Source organism: Nostoc sp. CALU 546 (genome assembly GCF_048836525.1).
This window is the reverse complement of the sequence record NZ_JAWJTF010000015.1, coordinates 1-19,818: the sequence shown is the minus strand read 5'-3', so window position 1 is coordinate 19,818 and position 19,818 is coordinate 1. Positions and strand designations below refer to the sequence as shown.

19 protein-coding genes and 1 pseudogene are annotated in these 19,818 nt (G+C 43.0%); 12 read left to right on the top strand and 8 right to left on the bottom strand.

Going from position 1 to position 19,818, the window contains the following annotated elements; all coding sequences use genetic code 11:
• Positions 1-405 precede the first annotated feature (405 nt).
• A complete protein-coding gene (locus RRG12_RS10065) occupies positions 406-627 on the bottom strand; it encodes a hypothetical protein (protein ID WP_069073973.1) in 222 nt (73 codons plus the stop codon).
• Positions 628-881: 254 nt separating this feature from the next.
• On the opposite strand from RRG12_RS10065, the gene RRG12_RS10060 reads away from it, so the two are divergent.
• The 5 genes from RRG12_RS10060 (at position 882) to RRG12_RS10040 (ending at position 5,702) form a co-directional block, all read left to right on the top strand.
• Positions 882-1,637 (top strand): dienelactone hydrolase family protein, encoded by a 756-nt coding sequence (locus tag RRG12_RS10060; protein ID WP_420759161.1) that lies wholly within the window; start codon positions 882-884, stop codon positions 1,635-1,637.
• 93 nt (positions 1,638-1,730) lie between these two features.
• Positions 1,731-2,777 carry a sulfonate ABC transporter substrate-binding protein gene (locus RRG12_RS10055; protein ID WP_420759160.1) on the top strand — a complete coding sequence of 349 codons (1,047 nt, stop codon included), beginning with the start codon at positions 1,731-1,733 and terminating at the stop codon, positions 2,775-2,777.
• 17 nt (positions 2,778-2,794) lie between these two features.
• Entirely contained in the window at positions 2,795-3,004 is a 210-nt protein-coding gene (locus RRG12_RS10050; protein ID WP_069073976.1) for a hypothetical protein, read from the top strand.
• 145 nt (positions 3,005-3,149) lie between these two features.
• Entirely contained in the window at positions 3,150-4,541 is a 1,392-nt protein-coding gene (locus RRG12_RS10045) for an LLM class flavin-dependent oxidoreductase (RefSeq protein WP_069073977.1), read from the top strand.
• A gap of 156 nt (positions 4,542-4,697) precedes the next feature.
• The gene (locus tag RRG12_RS10040) at positions 4,698-5,702 is read left to right on the top strand and encodes an aldo/keto reductase (RefSeq protein WP_420759159.1); all 1,005 of its coding nucleotides are present in this window, start codon (positions 4,698-4,700) and stop codon (positions 5,700-5,702) included.
• Between the two features lie 326 nt (positions 5,703-6,028).
• Here the strand turns inward: RRG12_RS10040 and RRG12_RS10035 are convergent, their stop codons facing one another.
• The 3 genes from RRG12_RS10035 to RRG12_RS10025 form a co-directional block, all read right to left on the bottom strand.
• Positions 6,029-6,391 (bottom strand): 4Fe-4S dicluster domain-containing protein, encoded by a 363-nt coding sequence (locus tag RRG12_RS10035; RefSeq protein ID WP_069073978.1) that lies wholly within the window; start codon positions 6,389-6,391, stop codon positions 6,029-6,031.
• Positions 6,391-7,995: an FAD-dependent oxidoreductase gene (locus RRG12_RS10030; RefSeq protein ID WP_420759158.1), complete on the bottom strand. Its 1,605-nt coding sequence runs from the start codon at positions 7,993-7,995 to the stop codon at positions 6,391-6,393. Before RRG12_RS10030 ends, RRG12_RS10035 begins: the two co-directional genes overlap by 1 nt.
• A gap of 263 nt (positions 7,996-8,258) precedes the next feature.
• On the bottom strand, positions 8,259-9,212 hold the full coding sequence (locus RRG12_RS10025) for a D-2-hydroxyacid dehydrogenase (RefSeq protein WP_420759157.1): 954 nt from the start codon (positions 9,210-9,212) through the stop codon (positions 8,259-8,261).
• 314 nt (positions 9,213-9,526) lie between these two features.
• Here RRG12_RS10025 and RRG12_RS10020 point away from each other — a divergent pair, with 314 nt between their 5' ends.
• Positions 9,527-10,132, top strand: coding sequence for a nitroreductase family protein (locus RRG12_RS10020; protein ID WP_069073981.1), 606 nt, complete (start codon positions 9,527-9,529; stop codon positions 10,130-10,132).
• On the opposite strand, the gene RRG12_RS10015 is transcribed toward RRG12_RS10020, so the two are convergent.
• Positions 10,129-10,299 (bottom strand): hypothetical protein, encoded by a 171-nt coding sequence (locus RRG12_RS10015; RefSeq protein ID WP_176727179.1) that lies wholly within the window; start codon positions 10,297-10,299, stop codon positions 10,129-10,131. The two genes, RRG12_RS10020 and RRG12_RS10015, sit on opposite strands and share 4 nt — an antisense overlap.
• Positions 10,300-10,336: 37 nt before the next feature.
• Here RRG12_RS10015 and RRG12_RS10010 point away from each other — a divergent pair, with 37 nt between their 5' ends.
• Positions 10,337-11,683, top strand: coding sequence for an LLM class flavin-dependent oxidoreductase (locus RRG12_RS10010; protein WP_420759156.1), 1,347 nt, complete (start codon positions 10,337-10,339; stop codon positions 11,681-11,683).
• A 36-nt stretch (positions 11,684-11,719) separates the two neighbouring features.
• The gene (locus RRG12_RS10005) at positions 11,720-12,139 is read left to right on the top strand and encodes a hypothetical protein (protein WP_420759155.1); all 420 of its coding nucleotides are present in this window, start codon (positions 11,720-11,722) and stop codon (positions 12,137-12,139) included.
• A gap of 645 nt (positions 12,140-12,784) precedes the next feature.
• On the opposite strand, the gene RRG12_RS10000 is transcribed toward RRG12_RS10005, so the two are convergent.
• Entirely contained in the window at positions 12,785-13,708 is a 924-nt protein-coding gene (locus tag RRG12_RS10000) for a nucleoside hydrolase (RefSeq protein ID WP_069073136.1), read from the bottom strand.
• Positions 13,709-13,726: 18 nt separating this feature from the next.
• On the opposite strand from RRG12_RS10000, the gene RRG12_RS09995 reads away from it, so the two are divergent.
• The 3 genes from RRG12_RS09995 (at position 13,727) to RRG12_RS09985 (ending at position 15,949) form a co-directional block, all read left to right on the top strand.
• Positions 13,727-14,158 (top strand): nucleoside deaminase, encoded by a 432-nt coding sequence (locus tag RRG12_RS09995; RefSeq protein ID WP_069073137.1) that lies wholly within the window; start codon positions 13,727-13,729, stop codon positions 14,156-14,158.
• 132 nt (positions 14,159-14,290) lie between these two features.
• A complete protein-coding gene (gene speB, locus RRG12_RS09990; protein ID WP_420759154.1) occupies positions 14,291-15,334 on the top strand; it encodes an agmatinase SpeB in 1,044 nt (347 codons plus the stop codon).
• A gap of 45 nt (positions 15,335-15,379) precedes the next feature.
• Entirely contained in the window at positions 15,380-15,949 is a 570-nt protein-coding gene (locus RRG12_RS09985; protein WP_420759153.1) for a Uma2 family endonuclease, read from the top strand.
• Between the two features lie 124 nt (positions 15,950-16,073).
• Here the strand turns inward: RRG12_RS09985 and RRG12_RS09980 are convergent, their stop codons facing one another.
• Positions 16,074-17,621, bottom strand: a complete 1,548-nt coding sequence (locus RRG12_RS09980; protein WP_420759222.1) for a COR domain-containing protein — start codon at positions 17,619-17,621, stop codon at positions 16,074-16,076.
• A gap of 300 nt (positions 17,622-17,921) precedes the next feature.
• Between RRG12_RS09980 and RRG12_RS09975 the strand changes: the two genes are divergently transcribed.
• Complete coding sequence (locus RRG12_RS09975) at positions 17,922-19,067, top strand: ISH3 family transposase (protein WP_420759152.1); 1,146 nt, start codon at positions 17,922-17,924, stop codon at positions 19,065-19,067.
• Positions 19,068-19,191: 124 nt separating this feature from the next.
• Here RRG12_RS09975 and RRG12_RS09970 read toward each other — a convergent pair.
• A pseudogene (locus RRG12_RS09970) lies at positions 19,192-19,818 on the bottom strand (ADP-ribosylation factor-like protein); the annotation flags it as partial.

Here is a 19,818-nt window from a genome sequence, read left to right as displayed (position 1 = left end):
ATTTTTTTGAGATTTTTAGAATATAAATTATTAGATAATTAAGCAGGATAAATTATATACATATTTTCTATGTACCTTATGTTCTGTTTTATAATCCAATTAAGTAATTTATTTTTTACTAATAGTATTTCAAGTATTTTATTTAAATAAAATAAAAATTCATACAGGTAATTATAGCCTTAATTATTTGAAAATACTCTAAATCTATGGCTAAACAGAACTATATTAAGTAAAAAATTTTCTTGAAATTTGAAAAGTATACACTATTTGAACTACGAGCTTTAGCCGTAGTCCTGGTTAGATTGACAGTGGCGATCGCTATAAACCAATTTACAAGAGAAGGCAGTTCAAGCTTGCCTAAAGATGTATCAAAACTTTAGTTTTAGGTCTAACCGGAAAAATTATTCAGTGTCTGCCAAATTTAGCAATCAATTCCTCCCGTGACAATTGCATGAGCAATGGAGTAAATTCTTCAGGGAGTAATGCTAATACTGATTCAATAATTGCTTGAAGTTCTTTATCTAATGAACCAAAACGAACTTGTAATAAGTTTTCGACTACAAGACGTTTACCTTCTTGTTTGGCTTTTTCACGGTTTACTTTCTTTAGAAAAAGCGACATCATCATTGTATGAATAATATCACTTAAAAACCCACAAAGTCAACAGCCTACACCTCATCCCATAGCGCACTGACTAATTCAGCATCGGATTCTTGGCACGGTCTTATATCCATCTACATCTAAATCAAATGACTTGCCTTTACGCATTGTTTGTGAAATACTACTCTTAAACTACGTTAACTCGATATATTTTAAGTAGTATTGTGCAAAAACTACCATAAAACATCGCGTCCTGAAAGCAATTACAGGCTAATTCTAAGATGACAAACACAGAAATTCGCACCGGTCAAGTTAAAGTCCCTAACGGAGATTTGCAAATTGATGCTTACTTAGCTGAACCAGTCCAAAAGGGAACCTTCCCAGCTGTGATCGTGATTCAGGAAATTTTTGGGGTTAACATTCACATTCGGGAAGTTGCTGAGAAATTTGCTAAAGACGGGTATGTAGCGATTGCACCGAATTTATTTCAACGCACTGCTCCCGGTTTTGAGGGTGGATACACTCCTGAAGATGTGCAGCAAGGGAGAGGTTATAAGGAGCAAACAACAGCCGATGAAATACTGAGTGATATTAAAGCTGCGATCGCTTATTTAAGAAGTCTACCAAATGTGCAAGGAGATGCGATCGGTTCCATTGGTTTCTGCTTTGGTGGTCACGTTGTTTACCTAGCTGCCACTTTACCAGACATTAAAGTTACAGCTTCCTTCTATGGTGGCGGTATTCCTAACTCAACTCCTGGCGGTGGAGAACCAACCATCACCCGCACTTCAGAGATTAAAGGCCCCATCTACGCCTTCTTTGGTCTTGATGATCAGGGAATCCCCTTAGAACATACAGAACAAATTGAGGCTGAATTGAAGAAAAATCAGATTACTCATGCAATCTTTCGTTATCCCGGTGCAGGACATGGCTTTTTCTGCAATCATCGCGCCAGCTACAATGCCGAAGCTGCTGCCGATGCTTGGAAAAACGTTCAAGAACTGTTCCAAAAGAACCTTCAGCTTCAAAAAGTCTAAATCTTTAGGTTAGGAGCAATACAACACTAGAGGCGCACAAATGTGCGCCTCTACGACTAGTCAAAAGCAAATAAAAAACAAAGTATCACGTCCATGATTACCGCCTTCAAACAGCCACGATTTAAGATTTTCCAACATTTTTCACTATTACTTTTACCTGGATTATTAACAATCTCAACAACCTTAATCAGTTGCTCAGTCCAAACCCCAAATTCAGAAAATCCAACCAATGGTTTGAAAACCAAAGTTGTCCGAATGGGATATCAAAGTTCTGGGGATATTGTCAGACTTAAAGGATTGATAGAAAAACGTCTAAAGCCTTTAGGTGTTTCTGTGGAATGGGCGCAATTTGCCGCCGGGCCACAACTGATGGAAGCGATGAATGTGGGTAGAGTTGATATTGGCTCTGTAGGCGAGACTCCCCCGATATTTGCCCAAGCTGCTGGTACATCTTTAGTTTATGTTGCTAGTAATAAGCCCAGTACTGGTAAAGGAAGCGGAATTATCGTCCAAAATAATTCACCGATTCGGACTTTAGCCGAACTCAAAGGTAAAAAAGTAGTTTTTCAAAAGGGTTCTGCTTCCCATTACTTATTAATAAAAGCTTTAGAAGAGGCTGGTTTGAAATATAGTGATATTCAAGCCATTAGCCTCCCTCCTTCAGAAGCCCGTGATGCTTTTATTCAAGGGAAAATAGATGCCTGGGTAACTTGGGACCCTTATTTAGCTGTGGTACAAAAAAAGGCCAATGCTCGTGTTTTGCGAGATGCTAGTGGCATTTCTACTCAGGGCGGATATTATATGGCTGCACGAAAATTTGCTACAGAAAACCCAAAATTAGTGCGATTAGTTCTTGAGGAGATAGATAACACAGGGCAATGGGGTGAGAAAAACCGATCGGAAGTTGTAAAACTGACTATTCCTCATCTCAAAATTGATGAAGATATTTTAACAACAATGATTGAAAGGCGAACTTACGGTTTAAGACCAATTACGCCAGAAATCATGCAAAATCAACAGAAAATTGCAGATTTATTTGCCAAAGAAAAAGTGATTCCTAAATCTATCAATATTAAGGAAGCGATGCTGACTAGCGAACAATATGCAGCTATAACACCGGAAACAATTAGCCATAAATAGCGCCAGGAGATAGGAAAATGGAAGTTTTTTGGTATTTGCCTACACAGGGAGATGAGCGTTATTTAGGTACTACAATCGGTAGGCGACCAGCCACTTATCCCTATATGCAGCAAATCGCCCAAGCGTTGGCTACGCCCGCCGCAGGCATCGCATTACCACAGCAAGTTGCAAGTGCATTTAGTGAATTTGTTACCAAAACAGATTTACTCAAACCCCAGCCAGTGTAAGCAATTCAAAATTAAAAAAACTAGCGTGTATAACTCATAACACCTTAGTACAACATTGTATAAATTCGGCAAAACTCTGCGTTCCTCTGCACTTACTTTGCGTGCCTCTGCGTTTAAAAACACTTCTTACCAAACAGAAAAAAGCATGACTACAAAAAAACCTCAACTTAGACTAGGTGCATTTTTGCCCAGCACTGGCCATCACGTAGCATCATGGCGACACCCTGAAGCGGAAGTTGACGCTGGTTTGAACTTTCAGCATTATAAAAGGCTGGCACAAACGGCGGAACGCGGCAAATTTGACATGATCTTTTTTGCAGACGGCGTGGCTGTGCGCGATGCCTACGGCGGGCTACGCCAACGCAATCAAAGCGCCGACCTTTTAAGCCGAAATGGGAAACTCGTCCACTTTGAACCTCTTACCCTGTTGTCGGCTCTGTCTGTAGTAACGGAAAACATTGGTTTGACAGCAACAGTATCCACTACCTACAACGAGCCTTATCACCTCGCCCGCAAGTTTGCATCACTAGATTATCTCAGCGGCGGTCGTGCCGGTTGGAATCTCGTGACTTCCGCGACTGAAGCTGAAGCGTTAAACTTCAATCGGGAAAAACACATGGAGCATACCCTACGTTATGAGCGTGCCAAAGAGTTTGTGGATGTTGTCACGAAACTTTGGGATAGTTGGGAGGACGATGCCTTCTTACATGATAAAAAATCGGGTATTTACTTCGATCCAAATAAACTGCACGTTCCCAACCACAAAGGCGAACATTTTTCAGTACGCGGCCCGCTAAATGTGGCGCGTCCCATCCAGGGTTATCCGGTGATCATTCAAGCTGGGTCTTCCGAGGATGGTAAGAATCTGGCTGCACAAACGGCGGAGGTAATTTTCACTGCCCAGCAGACCTTGGCAGAAGCTCAGGCTTTTTATCAAGATGTGAAGGGGAGACTAGCTCAATACGGACGCTCACCTGACCATCTCAAGATTATGCCTGGTGTATTTCCAGTCATCGGCAAAACTGAGCAAGAAGCTAAAGATAGATTCGATCAGATTCAAGAGTTGATCGATCCGGTGGTCGGCTTAAATTTGCTTGGTTCAATGATTGGTGGATTTGACCTATCCGGCTATCCATTGGACGGGCCGTTGCCGGAGCTACCAGAGACTAACGGGGGTAAAAGCCGTCAGCAACTTCTGATTGACCTAGCTAAGAGAGAAAATTTAACGATTCGACAACTGTATTTGTCGATAGCTGGAGCGCGTGGGCATCGTCAGATTTTAGGCACACCAGAACAAATTGCCGATCAACTAGAAGATTGGTTTGTCAATGGCGGGGCAGATGGCTTTAATATTATGCCGCCCTGGTTGCCCGGAGGATTAGATGAGTTTGTAGACTTGGTAATTCCTGAATTGCAACGTCGCGGTCTGTTCCGTACAGAATATGAAGCACGAACCTTGCGGGAAAATCTTGGTTTACCTCGTCCAGTAAATCAGTTTAGCAAAACTGCGGCTGTTGCTGAAGCTGCGATCGCCTAACTTCATTAGACATCTCCAAAAAAGATGTAGAGACGTAGCACTGCTACGTCTCTACAAGGTTTCTAGACAAGGCATATTTAATTTCTGGAGATGTCTCAACTGGCTGTAAAAACGTCACAACATTATTAAGTATCCCAACAAAAGAGAGCAAACAGTATGATCAAATATGTAAATCTTGGCAAAACTGGACTCAAAGTATCCCGTATTACACTAGGCACGATGACTTATGGTTCGCGTAAATTGCGCGAATGGGTATTAGAAGAAGAAGAAAGTCGGCCATTTATCAAACTGGCTTTGGAATTGGGGATTAATTTCTTTGATACCGCCGATGTCTATTCCTTGGGTGCTAGTGAAGAAATTGTCGGACGAGCGCTAAAAGACTTTGCCAAACGGGATCAAGTTGTGATTGCTACTAAAGTACATGGCAAAGTCGGCGATGGCCCAAATGATCGAGGACTATCTCGCAAACATATTTTTGACAGCATTGATGCTTCTTTGCGGCGGCTACAGACTGATTATGTAGACTTGTACCAAATTCACCGTTGGGACTATGAAACACCAATTGAAGAAACCCTAGAAGCACTGCATGATATTGTCAAAGCAGGTAAAGTCCGTTACTTAGGAATTTCTAGTGTTTACGCATGGCAGTTTGCTAAAGCCCTTTATACAGCAGACATTCACGGCTGGACTCGTTTTGTATCAATTCAAAATCACTACAACTTAGTTTATCGGGAAGAAGAACGAGAAGTCATACCCTTAGCCTTAGATCAAGGGATTGGTATTATTCCTTGGAGTCCCTTGGCGCGGGGCTTTTTAGCAGGAAATCGCAGTAAGTCAGACCATGGCCAAACACTGCGGGCAAAAACTGACGAATTTGCTCACAATCTCTACTATCAAGATTCAGATTTTCAAGTAGTCGATCGCGTAGTTGAATTAGCCGGAAAACGAGGTGTGAAACCCACACAAATTGCCCTAGCTTGGCTATTGCATCAACCAGGTGTGACATCTCCCATAATTGGCGCTAGTAAGATAGAATATCTTAAAGAGGCTGTCGAGGCAGTGGATTTAGAGCTTTCTGATCAAGAGCGCAAATTCTTAGAAGAACCTTACACACCCCATCCTATACTAGGGCATCAGCACCCATCTGGAAATCGCCCATAGAGTAATCTTGCACCAGGCGGCTGGAAGTCATGGTTGCACAGGCAAAACCCGCTTACGCGGGTTAAAAGCCTTGATTTTACCTCTTTTTGCCTAAACGCCACCACGTAAACTTTGTGTGGCGGACTATTAGGGGCTGGGCGATCGCTATCTGCAACTATGGTGTATGCAGATATAGTATCTTGTCTTTACAAAAAGCTACGCAAAGCGCGTCTACTAGACATCTCCGAAAACGTTCAAAGCCTTTTTATGACTAGGCTATAGTCCGTAAATGCAATCATCCTAAATTAGGTAGTCTCCTGCCCCCTGCCTCCTGCCTCCTGCCTTCGTTAAGTTTCATTCAATCTTGCATTATCCTGTCTTGCCCTATTCAAAATTCTAAGTTGTTGAGTTGGATCTTTGTCAGTCCCTCCCATTTTGCCATGATGCCAACCCATGTTACGGGTGTAACTACCCAGTAAGTTTTGGGTAATTAACTGTTCTGTATCAACCTCATCATCCAGTTCGGCATAAGGCGAGACATAGAGCGCATCAACAGGGCAATACAACTCGCACAAAAAACAAGTCTGACAATCTGATTTACGAGCAATTACAGCTATTCCATCGTCTCCAGAATCAAAGACATCGCGCGGACAAACTTTTACGCAGATATCACAGCCGATACAGCGATCGCTATCAACAATTTCAATCATTACGCTACCTCTTGCAACTGATTTTCTGCGGCGACAACCACAACATCATCGATACCACTGGTAAATATTCTTCTTGTTTGTTGCACGTCAGTTTTTGTAAAATCCATGCGTCGGTGCATTCCTCTACTTTCTTTACGTGCATCCGCACTCGCCCAGATCCAGCGAGCTGTGGCCGCCATCGCCGCAGCTTCCCGTGCGCGTAGAGCATTGCGACCTTCACCTACTAGATAATCTCGAATATCTGTCCATACTGCATCCAAACGTTGACGTGATAGCGCTATCCTCGCTCCAGAACGAAAGAAATTAACATCAAGCGGCAAGGTTTCAGCCTGAACAGCACTAATCGCTTCCGATATTAGCTCATTCTCTAGCGGCTGTTTACGGGGACGCAAACCTGCTTGACCTAAACCACGAACCAAGCGTGTCCCGGCTTTGTCGCCTAAAGAGGCAGCAAAAAGTGCTGCTGCGCGACCACTCCAAGTCCCACTAGCGATCGCCCAGGATGCATTAGGGCTTCCCCCTCCTGAAACTGCCCCTGTCAGATTTTCCCGAGAGGCTGCATCACCGACGGCATAAAGTCCCGGCACTTTTGTAGCGCAATCATTGTTGATAATTTCCAGTCCACCTACGCCGCGAACAGTTCCTTCTGAACGTAGTGTCACTGGGAAGGGTTGCTGGAATGGATCTAAACCAATCCTCTCAAATGGGAGAAAGCAGTTAGGTTGACCCTGGCGCAACCATTCATGTTCCATAGGGTTGCCGCGATTCATCAAGGCATACACTTTCTCACCCGCAAGCAACTGGCGTGCAATACGTACAGCTCGGTCTTCCCCAGTTTCCGGTAAGGGAGAGCCATCCTCCAGATAAAAACTGGCGAAGGTAAAGGTCAATCCCTTGGTCACGGAAGTATGAGCGGGTGACAAGCCATATTGTGAGGAAAATTCCATTCCAGATAGCCTGACTCCTGCCTCTGCTGCCATGAGATAACCATCACCGGTATTACCATCGCAACCTAATGCATGAGACAGAAAAGCGCATCCGCCAGTCGCCAGCACAACGGCACCTGCTCTGACTTCCCAGCGATTCCCAGTGCGGGGATGAATACCTGCCGCACCTGCGATCGCACCATCGGCCCAAAGTAGTTCGAGTGCGGGATGATGATCAAGAATGCGTACACCAGCTGCGATCGCTCTTTGGCGCATGAAGCGCATATAATCTGGCCCGCGCAAGTTAGCACGGTAGGGATTGCCCTGCTCATCAAAAGGAAAAGGATAGCCGTTATCCCCTAAATCATCTAAACCTATTTGTGCCTGCTCAATCACACGCTGCAACCAACGGCGATCGGCAAGTCCTGATGAGCGAGACAGCCGACGCTCAATTTCTGCATCACGTTCTGCGCCTTTGGGAAGATACCATGCGCCAGTATTGGATGGAGCTGTTGCCCCTGATGTACCGCAATACCCCTTATCCGCTAGGATGACACGGACACCTTGCTTTGCTGCTGAAAGTGCTGCCCAAGTACCAGCCGGCCCGCCACCCAGAACTAAGACATCAGTGGTAATTACACTCTGTGCCGCCGAGACTTGAAAAGTTTTTGTATTCATAATTATCGCTTTATAAATTTATCGAAACAGAATTCAGGAGTCAGTAGCCAGAATGGGCTAAACGCCCCGCTACCGCTAACAGAATGAATTTTGAACTTCATAGTGGATGAATCCAGGGTTTAAGACCCCCACTAAATCAAAGATTTAGTGGTCTTTAATCAGTGGGGGATTCAGACCCGCCACTGATTCATTCTGACCGGAGCTTTCGGAGTCTCCGGCTCCGCTCCTGAATTCTGACTTCTGAATTCTTCTTTAACAGTCAATTAGTATCCTGCTTTCTTATTGACTACATTCCGTAAAGGCTTATTGCCTCGGTAACGCTCTAAGTTATCAAGGAACAAGTCTGTAATGCGTCCTTTTAATGCTGGGGAAATTGCGGAAGTATGGGGTGTAATAAACAAGTTAGGTAATAACCATAGAGGACTTTCTGGCGGTAAGGGTTCAATAGAAACTGTGTCTAATCCTGCACCTGCAATCCAGCCTTCAGTGAGAGCCTTAGTTAAGGCTGATTCATCCACAACTGCACCTCGACCGACATTAATTAAATAAGCATGACTGGGTAGCGATCGCAGTACTGTTTCATCAATTAAGGCTTTGGTTTCTGGTGTTAGAGGTGTCGCCACAATTATATAGTCAACTTCTGGTAACAATGCGTGCCATTCATTTGTGCCGACGACTTTATCAAAATTTGTTAGAGGCTGTGGATGACGACGACCGCCCCAAACTCTCGCCCCAAATGGTTTAATCCGAGCTGCGATCGCTTGACCTATGTTTCCAGTACCAAGAATTAACACAGTTGAATTTGCTAACTCTGGTAGTACTAACCAGCTTTTTTCCCATTTGCGTTGATCGTGATCTGCTTGCAATTGCCGTAACTGTTTGGCGTGATAGAGAATCAAACTTAAGACAAATTCCGAAATCGGAATCGCATGAACCCCCGCGCCATTAGTCAGAATAATATCGTGTTCGAGAAAAATCGGTGTCAAAATGTGATTTACACCAGCACTAGGAGTTTGTTGCCAACGTATTCCAGGAGCAGCCGCCAGCACCTTATGTAGAGTGGTTGGCTTCAATTTAAACCCATTGAGATAAACTTCAGCATCACTAGGATCGCTATCAAAATTACCATCACTATCTACCCGCACAAATTTTGTATCCGATGGTAGGTGTGGCTCAATCTCGGTAGTAAGTTCTATCGGTAAAATTAGTTTGACCACGGGTTAATCCTTCACGCTAAATAGTCAATGGGCATGGAGAAATACAAGCAATATATCAAAGGAAGCGATCGCCATTGAAAGTATAATACTATAAATCGATAAATTTACCGTATTATATAATTAATCAACAAAGTTGTTTCTATCCTACAATGCTGGATTGCTCATGCTAGCTCACTATTTACATCTAAAAATCAATGAAAGCCTAGATTGTTAGCTTTGCTAAGTTTTTTAAAAAAGGCTAAAAGTTTCCGTTTCTTAATCCTAGTTATCTTCAATTGGCAACTTACTGAGTATCGATAAGGAAATTCATTAAAATGACGCAGAAACTTGCCCAAACACAATACCCTGTTCATGACTTGATCCAGAGTCGTTGGAGTCCTAGAGCTTTTGCCGATCGCTCAGTTGAGCAGGATAAACTACTCTCATTGCTAGAAGCAGCTCGTTGGGCACCTTCTTCCTACAATCATCAGCCTTGGAGCTTTATTGTTGCCACCAAAGATGACTCAACGGAATACAATCGTCTACTTAGTACCTTGGTGGAGTTTAATCAAGGATGGGCGAAAAATGCTCCGGTACTGATACTTGCAGTCGCTAAAATCCTTACTGACGACGGGAAAACAAACAGACATGCATTTCATGATGTCGGGCTGGCTTTAGAAAACCTGATCCTTCAGGCGACTTCTCTTGGTTTATTTGCCCATCAAATAGCGGGATTTAATGCAGATACCGCGAGAGAAATATACCAAATTCCAGAAGACTATGAGCCTGCAACTGTAGTGACAGTTGGTTATCCTGGCGATCCCCAAAGCCTCCCTGATGGACTACGCGATCGCGAACTGGCTCCCCGTGTCCGCAAGCCGTTGAAAGAATTTGTCTTTACTGGACAGTGGGGACATACCTCAGCCTTATTGAAAGACTAAAGATCGAGGCTGAAGTATGTAGAGCAGAACCGCGTGTGAGTGCTACAGAGATCCAAACCGTGGGTAGTAAAGGTTACGACTGCGATAGCGAAGCGCAGATCGCGCTCGTGACTAGCGACTCTTGAGTTGCAAAAGCGATCGCCCGTTACATCGGCTGTCTTTCCCATGCTTAAAAACTTGTATTCACTAAATAACCCATTTAAGATGAGCAGATCGAAGCAATTAAAACTAGGTGCATTCATGCGCCCAGTCAGCATACATACTGGCGCTTGGCGCTATCCTGGGGCTTTGCCTGACGCTAATTTCAACTTCCCAGCGCTGAAACAATTTATTCAAAAACTAGAACAAGGCAAATTTGACGCATTCTTCATGGCCGATCACTTAGCGGTGCTGAATATGCCAGTCAACGCGCTCAAACGCAGCCATACGGTCACTTCTTTCGAGCCTTTTACCCTGCTTTCTGCTCTTGCCAGCGTCACCGAACACATTGGGCTGGCAGCTACCGCTTCCACGACTTATGACCAGCCTTACCACATCGCTCGCCGCTTTGCGTCTCTCGATCATATCAGTGGCGGTCGCGCTGGCTGGAACATCGTCACCACAGCCAATCCAGACGCAGCCCTCAACTTTGGATTAGAAGAAGAGGTAGAGCATGATGAACGCTATCGGCGGGCTAGAGAATTTTATGATGTTGTCACAGGTCTTTGGGATTCCTTTGCTGATGATGCGTTTATTCGGGATGTGGAAGCAGGGATTTATTTCGACCCTGCAAAGCTTCACGTTCTGAATCATCAGGGAAAATATCTCTCGGTGCGAGGGCCATTGAACATCGCCAGACCTGTCCAAGGTTGGCCGGTAATCGTTCAGGCAGGCGCATCCGAAGCCGGACGGCAATTAGCTGCCGAAACCGCCGAGGCTGTGTTTGCACCTGCTAGTAATCTGGAGGCTGGCAAAGCTTTATTTGCGGACATTAAGGGACGAGCGCAGGCAATCGGACGTGACCCAGACAGCATAAAAATCCTTCCAGGTGCTTTAGTCATCGTGGGGGAAACCGTCGCAGAGGCACAGGCCAAGCGTGTTTATTTGGATAGCCTAGTACATTATGACAGTGGAATTGCCAGCCTCAATAGTGCTATTGGCTACGACGTTTCGGGTTTTGACCCGGATGGCCCCTTGCCAGAAATCCCACCGAATAACGGTGGTCACTCTTCACGAGAAAGAGTAATCGCCTTAGCGCAACGTGAGAGCCTGACGATTCGTCAGCTGGCGCAACGTATCGGTAGTTATGGTGGGCTGGCTTTCGTCGGTACACCCCAAACGATCGCCGATGAGATGGAGCAATGGCTGACCGAGGAAGGGTCTGATGGCTTCAATGTTATGTTCCCTTTTCTTCCTGAAGGGCTGAATGATTTTGTAGACAAGGTTGTGCCAGAACTCCAACGACGTGGGATTTTCCGCCAGGAGTACGAAGGCAAGACGCTGCGCGAAAATCTGGGACTTGCTCGCCCTACTAACCGCTTCTTCCAGCCCACAACCGCATCTGTCAGCTAAATGTAGCTATTCCAAAAATATTCAGAGAGAAAAACCATGACCCACATTGAAGAAAAAGCTTTAGATTCCACCTTTGAGTTCTCTGCTTCTGTCACAGCCAACTCTCCCGAACTGCAAACCCTGTTGGATTTTATCGCGCTGGGGGCAACCGAGCGCGATCGCGATCGCCTCTCTACTACCCAAGCCCAGGGTGAAGAGTCGGAAACAGCAGCAGCGCTAGCAGCTTCTTTAAGTGCAGCCAAAGCCAAATTGATTGTCGATGACTTGGCACTACGTTCTGCTACCCTACTATTTGAAGTTGGTGGAGCTTCAACGACCAAGCAAAGCTACAACTACGATCGTCATTGGCGAAACGCCCGGACTTTGGCATCACATAACCCCAGTCACTTCAAAGCCCGTGCAATCGGAGACTACGAAATTAACGGCACACCTCTGCCGACAAGAGGATTCTTCTAAGGTTTTGTATAAGGTATGGAGAAGATGAGGAGATGGGGCAGAAAACTCCCCACACTTCCAATACTGCTTGGGTTTTGTATTCTTAACTCGGAATTGGGTTTGGGGAAAAGGTTCAAGGTTTTTTCTTTACTTTTCCCCAAAACCCGACAAGTATTGCCCACATTCCCTGCCCCTCTGCTTCTTAATCCTACGCAGACTTAGCTAACTGAAGCCTTGACTTAAGCCATTTCTTTATGAAGCTGCATAGAATTCGATCCCCCCTAGCCCCCCTTATAAAGGCTACGGTGTACACACAAGTCGAAAAAAGCTTGATTTTCCATTCTTCTCTTGTTTATCTCGTTTACCTCGTTTTTATCTCGTTCCCATGTTCTACATGGGAATGCTCCTCGTGGAGGCTCTGCCTCCGATCTGGCATGGAGTCAGAGACTCAATGAATGCATTTAGGACTTGTGTGTACACCGTAGCCTTATAAAGGGGGGAATTCAAAGTCCCCCTTTTTAAGGGGGATTTAGGGGGATCAAGATATGTGCAACTTCACATTAAATTGGTATTAAGCCATTTCTTTGGGCAACACTATGAATATTACTATTAAGGAAACGATCTCTTATCTCATGAAGCAAAACTATAAGCTGTAGTGGCTTATTTTTATCTTGCCCATTGCTGCAAAATGTAATTATAAAAAGCATCTTTATCGACTTTATCCATTGCATAAATTTTCCGACTACCGGGTACTACTTTAGTACGCCCCTGACTAAGGCCAGTGGTGATAATTTCTGTTTCCCATTCGCGCAGTTGATAAAATTCTGGATGTCCCAAATAAGCTGTTGCTAAAACATCCCAAAAATAATAATCTTGGGGGATAACTAGTGCATAACATTGTCCAGCTAAATCAGAGATGGAATACTGGCGCTGTCGTCCCATTTTTTGCACTAATTCCGATGTGACAGGGACATTGTTAGTTAAATCTAAAGGACACATAATAATTTCAATTTGGGTTTGCCATACCCGCGCAGCTGAAACCGCGTCCCAATAAACATTCCATTCAGCAGAACCATCTTGTCCCGCTTCCAGACTTTTTTCTACATTACCAGGGACATTTAATGCACCCCCCATCCACACAATCTTGTGAATCTTGGCTTCAATGTCTGGTGCTTTGTCCAATGCTACTGCAACCGTCGTCAACGGCCCCGTTACCATCAACGTTACAGGGCTTGATGCGTCACGTAACACCTGGATCATAAAATCTTGACCTGTTTCGGCAAGCAGAGGCGTAGTGATGGTTTCCCTTTGATTGAGAATGGGGAGATGGTCAACGATAAACGAATCACGGCGATAGAGAGTAGGAAATGGATTAATCCCGCGCACAGTACTTTCTGCAACCGGGATATGAGAAAATCCCATCAAATCTATAATTTTACGTGTGGCGCTAACAGCCGGTTGAACGTAACAATCTGCTGGAGTGACGACAACACCAAGGAGTTCAATATGATCCATCGTCAACAGCAGCATAGTTGCTAGATAATCATCTACACCACCATCGTGATCCATTAATACTAGTTGTTTTGACATAAAAGGAGAATTATTAATATGGATGAGTTTATCAAAGCCGCAATTCAGGAAGCCAAACAAGGCAGACAAGAAGGTGGAATTCCCATTGGTTCGGTTCTCGTCAAGGATGGCAAAATTCTCGGCAGAGGACACAATAAACGTGTGCAAGACGGCGATCCTGTCACCCATGCCGAAATCGATTGTCTCCGCAATGCTGGAAGGGTTGGCAGTTATAGAGGTACAACACTCTATTCAACCTTAATGCCGTGTTACTTGTGCGCTGGGGCAGTGGTACAATTTGGCATTAAAAAAGTCATCGCTGGAGAATCCAGAACTTTTCCTGGTGCTAAAGAATTTATGGTATCTCACGGTGTGGAAGTAATTGATCTTAATCTTGACGAATGCGAACAAATGATGAGTGAGTTTATTGAAGCTAACCCCGAACTATGGAATGAAGATATTGGTAAATAGTTATTGGGAATTGGGGATTGGGTATGGATCAATAGTTCTTCTTCCCCACTTTTTACTTTGTTTGTTTGTATTACAATGCAGATGTCCACTCGGCGGCGTGCTGTCCATCTACCTAAATCCAGAAGATATTTGATGAGTAATCAACTACAAGACTACAATCCCAGCGGCGTAGGTGAAGTAAATGGCAATCTCTTAGGTTTGCCTTGCGATTACGAGTCTGCAAACCTGATTGTCTTTGGTGTGCCGTGGGAAGTCACTGTTTCCTATGGCGCTGGCACTGCTAATGGCCCACAGCGAATTCTAGATGCTTCGACTCAACTAGATTTGTTCGATTTTGATAACCCTAATGGTTGGAAGCAGGGAATTTTCATGGTGGAAATTCCCCAAGATATTTTAGAGAAGAACACATACTATCGCACCTTGGCAGCAAAAATTATTGAGCGATTAGCCCAAGGTAAACAACTCTCAGATACACCAGATTTAACACCTGTCCTGACAGAAATTAATCAGGCTGGTGAACAGGTTAATCAATGGCTGTTTGAAAATTGTCAAGAAGCAATTAATCATGGTAAGCGAGTTGCGGTTATTGGTGGAGATCACAGTTCACCTTTAGGTTATTTTCAAGCATTAGCGGCTAAATACTCAAACTATGGCATTTTGCATATTGATGCCCACGCAGATTTACGCGATGCTTATGAGGGATTTGAGTTTTCCCATGCGTCTATTATGTTTAATGCGATGAAAATACCGCAAATTTCCAAGCTGGTGCAGGTGGGTTTGCGTGATATTAGTCATGATGAAGTGCAAATGATTGACCAATCTGATAGTCGCATTATTGCTTATTACGACCCAGCTATTAAGCAAAAGCTTTACTCTGGAACAACTTGGATTGATTTATGTCGAGAAATTATCAGTCATTTACCTGAGTATGTTCATATTAGCTTTGATATAGATGGTCTAGATCCAAAACTGTGTCCGAGTACAGGTACTCCTGTTCCAGGTGGGTTGGAATTAGAGCAAACTTTTTGTCTGTTCCGAGAATTGATCAATAGTGGGAGAAAAATTATTGGCTTTGATCTCTGCGAAGTTGGGGATGCTGAGTGGGATGGTAATGTTGGGGCGCGGGTAGTTTACAAGCTGGCAAATTTGATGGATTTATCTCAGCAGAAAATATAAGCGATAAAATTTTGGCAGAGTGGCAATGATACTGAACTCAAGGCGATGACAACAGCAACTCCTTCGTCTCTCACCCTCGAAGAATTCCTCAAACTGCCAGAAACCAAGCCTGCCAGTGAGTTTATTGACGGTCAAATTTACCAGAAACCTATGCCTCAAGGCAAACACTCTCGTCTGCAACTCAAGTTTTGTGATGCTGTAAATCAAGTTGCCGAAACGTCACAAATTGCTCTCGCCTTTCCAGAATTGCGTTGTAGCTTTGGTGGACGTTCTATTGTTCCCGATGCTGCTGTATTCATTTGGGAGCGAATCCCTTTTGAAGCTGATGGTGAAGTACCCAATGCTTTTGAAATTTATCCCGACTGGACTGTAGAAATTCTCTCACCTGAGCAGAGAGCTACTAAAGTTATCAGTAATATTTTGCACTGCCTTAAACATGGTACTCAGCTAGGATGGTTAATCGATCCAGAGGAACGACTGATTTTAGCATTTTCACCAGGACAGGAACCTATTGAGTTGATAGGTAGCGATTGTCTTCCCACACCAAAGTTTTTAACACTGGATTTGACGGTTGAGCAGGTTTTTGGGTGGCTAATACCAATTCGTAATTCGTAATGGGCTAACGCCCCGCTCCGCTAACGTAATTCGTAATTGGAACACAAATTTTCGAGTAAAAAGGTCGTAGGAGTAGCCCGTCGGAGACAACGCTTCACCTTTAAACTTCACTAATAGTCTATTTTTACTCATCTAAACGGTGTGCGATCGCATTCAACAATTCCTCAAAGTCTGATTTGCTGTGAATATCAGGGGTGAGTGTGTTCATATCTTTTAGCAGGTTAGTCAGTTCCGCGATCGTGTTGCGAATCTCGGTGTATTGGTCAATCTCTTCACGAAATCCCTGCAAATTAGCTGCGGAAACCCCTTTCATAGCTTCGTCTAATTCTTTAATTTCGTCTTCCCAATGTTTAATATATTTAAGTCTTGCAACAGGCTTATAAATTTGGGCATCCGCTAACACAATAGGGAAAATTCGATTATAAAATTCACCATTTTTAGCAATTTGCACTAGCTCAAACATGCAATTGGGAGATTTTAAATACTTGTCACTAATAACTGCGATCGCACATTTACCGCGTCCAATGCGTTCCATGAAGGATTTAATTAGTCCTTTGTAGCCCAAATCGCGTTTATCGCGGATGATTTTGATTCCTTTTGCCTGGAAAGTTTCATCCAGTTTATTGACAAATTGCTCACTTTCTCCACCCCAAGCATAAGAGATAAAAATTTCCTTCTCGAACTCTATTGCAGATTGACTATTCATGATACCTTTTTCTACTTGTTTGCTATCTCGTAACCGATGCGTCAACAATTCATTTCTCTCTTGCTCCAGTTCGCTTTGCAACGGTGTAACTTGGGGGTTGATTTCCTCATCTGCTTTAGCGGATTGGAACATTACATCATCGATTAACCTGCGGACATCTACCATTTGAAAGCTTTTCTGGCATTGGATCTCGTACTGACGAGCGTATCGAAACCTATACAGCACATCCATATAATAAACATGAGGAGTCCGGCTTCCTTCACAGTTTTTGCAATTACAAGGAACTAAAGTTTGATATTCCAAACGTTCGTAAGAGTTGTGGATTTTTTCGAGTTCATGGGTGATGACAGCCATCAATTCTTTTGTACGGTTTCCGGCTACACGGATTTTAATTTCCCGTTGATTGTAGTTTTCAATGATTTCAGCACGAGTTTGATCTTTGTTGAGAACAACACCGTTTTTCCAAACGAGTTTTTGCTGTTCAATCCAAGGGTGCGTCTCGACAATAAAGCGGGTGAGGATGCCTTTGGGCATGAATGTATAGGTGTAGCGTAGGATAAGGTTGTGGGTATCATCCCAAGTATATTTAGCTTTTTCAATGGAAAGCAATTGAGGCGCAATATAATTGTTAGGGCGATCGCGGATTTCGTAACAAAGCTTGAACTGCATCATTAATTGCAGGAGTTCATCTCGCATATCTGCATATTCGCCATCTTGCCAAATATTTTTGAGGTCGTCTTTGGTAAAACAACCTAGATTTTCCTTGACAGCTTGATTATCCAAAACTTTGTAAACGGCAGTTGTCGCCCATTCCGGTTTGAGGATGACGTAGTGTTTGAGTGTAGAATCATCTTGAAAGTGGAGGCAAACGCCGAGGTCGTGAAGATAGCTACTCAAGCGCAGCATGTCTTTACGGTCAGTTAAATTATTGACTCGGCAAAGGTTAAAGTATTCTTCAACGCTGATGTAATTTCGGGAATCGTTCTCTAAGGCGGTTCTGACTCTTACCCAGAGTTTTGGTAAAGGTGTGCCAACGTGGTCAAGATTGCTGATGTAAAGCTGAATCGCGTTTTTAATCTCGGTTAAACCGCGATTATTTTCTAAATTCAGTAAATCGCAAAGTTTTGCTAAAGAGCGATCGCTAAGTAGACACTCAGTAGAAGTTAGTTCTAAATAATACCTATTTTATAATTAAAACTTATATTCAATAAAAGAGGTTCAAAAACTGAAATTATCAAGAATGTACATCCACCCAAATAATGACCATTGACGACTTTACCAAAACAGCTTGCACTAACTGATTCAGAAACCCTTGACGAAGTTCTGGATTGTTTAAGTGAAAATATTTCTATTGAGACCCAAGGAGTTTGCGATCAGAAAACTCTATTTGAAATATTAGTGAGAGCAGCAAGTAGTGGAGATAGTATTGAGAATACAACAAAAGTTTTAAATAGTAGTCCATGTGGTAGCGATATCAGGTATCACTTAGATAAAATCAATAATTTTGAGCAGCTAGAAAATCAAATCAATTTAGCTCTCAAAAGTAGAATTCCTCATCGTATTAAAAATGCATATCATAAAATTGCCATTGATTTAAATTTAATTCCTTACTATGGGAAACCTGATAGTGATGAAGACCCTTATATTTATAGAAGTCAGGCTAAGTCAGGAACTTGTTCTTTTTATGCCTATGCAACTTTATATATATTAACCAAGGGGAAACGGATTACACTGGCGATTAGAGGAGTACGTTGGTTAGATACAAATGTTGCCATTATCACCTACTTATTAGCTGAACTTGAGACTATTAAAGTAAATGTAAAAACACTGTATTTGGATAGAGGATTTTTTAGTATCGCTGTAATCAGGTGGTTGCAAGCCTTGGATATTCCCTTTATAATGCCAGCGATTAGAAGAGGAAAAAAGGGTGGTGTAAATCAATTTCTTAAAGGCAGAAGTAGTTATAAAACTACTTACACAATGGGTGAAGAGAAAGATAATAATGTTACCTTTAGCTTATGGATTATCTGCAAATACAAAAAAGGGACAAGAAAACAACATGGTATTGAATACTTTGCTTATGTTGTTTATAAGTCGAAAATAAACCTATCTTACATTCATCAAGATTATCGAAAAAGATTTGGAATTGAAAGCAGTTATAGATTAAAAAATCTATGTCGAATCAGAACAAATAATAAGAAGCCCGTATTGAGATTATTATATGTTGGTATTTCTTTTGTGTTAGTCAATATTTGGGTTTATCTTCTTTGGTTTAAGATTAGTCGAAAACGAAAGGGTAGGCGATTAATTTATCGTAACCTTTTCTGTCTTAAACAAATGTTAGCTTTTCTACGTCAAGTTGTTGAGCGCAAATATGGAAGTGTTAAAGGTATTTATATTCCATCGGGTTAGCAATCGTTAAAAGTTGCTTAACTATAAGTAAAAGTAATTTATCCCAGCCTACGGGTTAAGATAGTTTCGCAGAAAATGTATCTCAAGTTACAAAATATTGGCGATCGCTCTCTTGGAAAAAACTTTGCGATTTACTGAAATTGGTTGCCAGTATTTTCTCCAGATTGCTAAATTCTCCTCGTAACTGGCCTTCATTGACTTCGCACTGACGGTCTTGTTTTTCGTTTTTGATGATGAGAACTGGGCTTTTGTCGCTCAAGAGTTCGACAACTTTCAGCCACCAGTAAAAATCAGTGTTTTCTTTGCGAGTGTCGGCAACTAAAGCATAGAGAGAACGCTTGCTGAGGAAAAACTGATGGGTTTGATGGTAGATTTCCTGACCGCCAAAATCCCAGATGTTGACACGAAAATCTTTGCCATTGGGCTGTGTAAAGTGCCACCGAATCACGTCAATGCCTTGGGTTGATTTCTCTTCTGCCTGGAGTTTATAGGTTTCGTTTTTGATTTTATTAGCTAAAGAGGTTTTACCGGCTCCTCCTTCGCCAACAATCAAGAATTTTGCTTCGTAGAAGGGTTCGCTTTCTGCTGGATCTTGCACCCGAAAATAGAAATCGAGAATTTCATTCACATTACCCGGATTTTGGTAGTAAACCTTCGGCCCCAAAATCTCTGGTGGAATGGGGACTGGATTTCTACGAAGATCCAGCTTTTCCAGGTTTGACAGTTGCCTGATTTCCCTTGGCAGACTGCT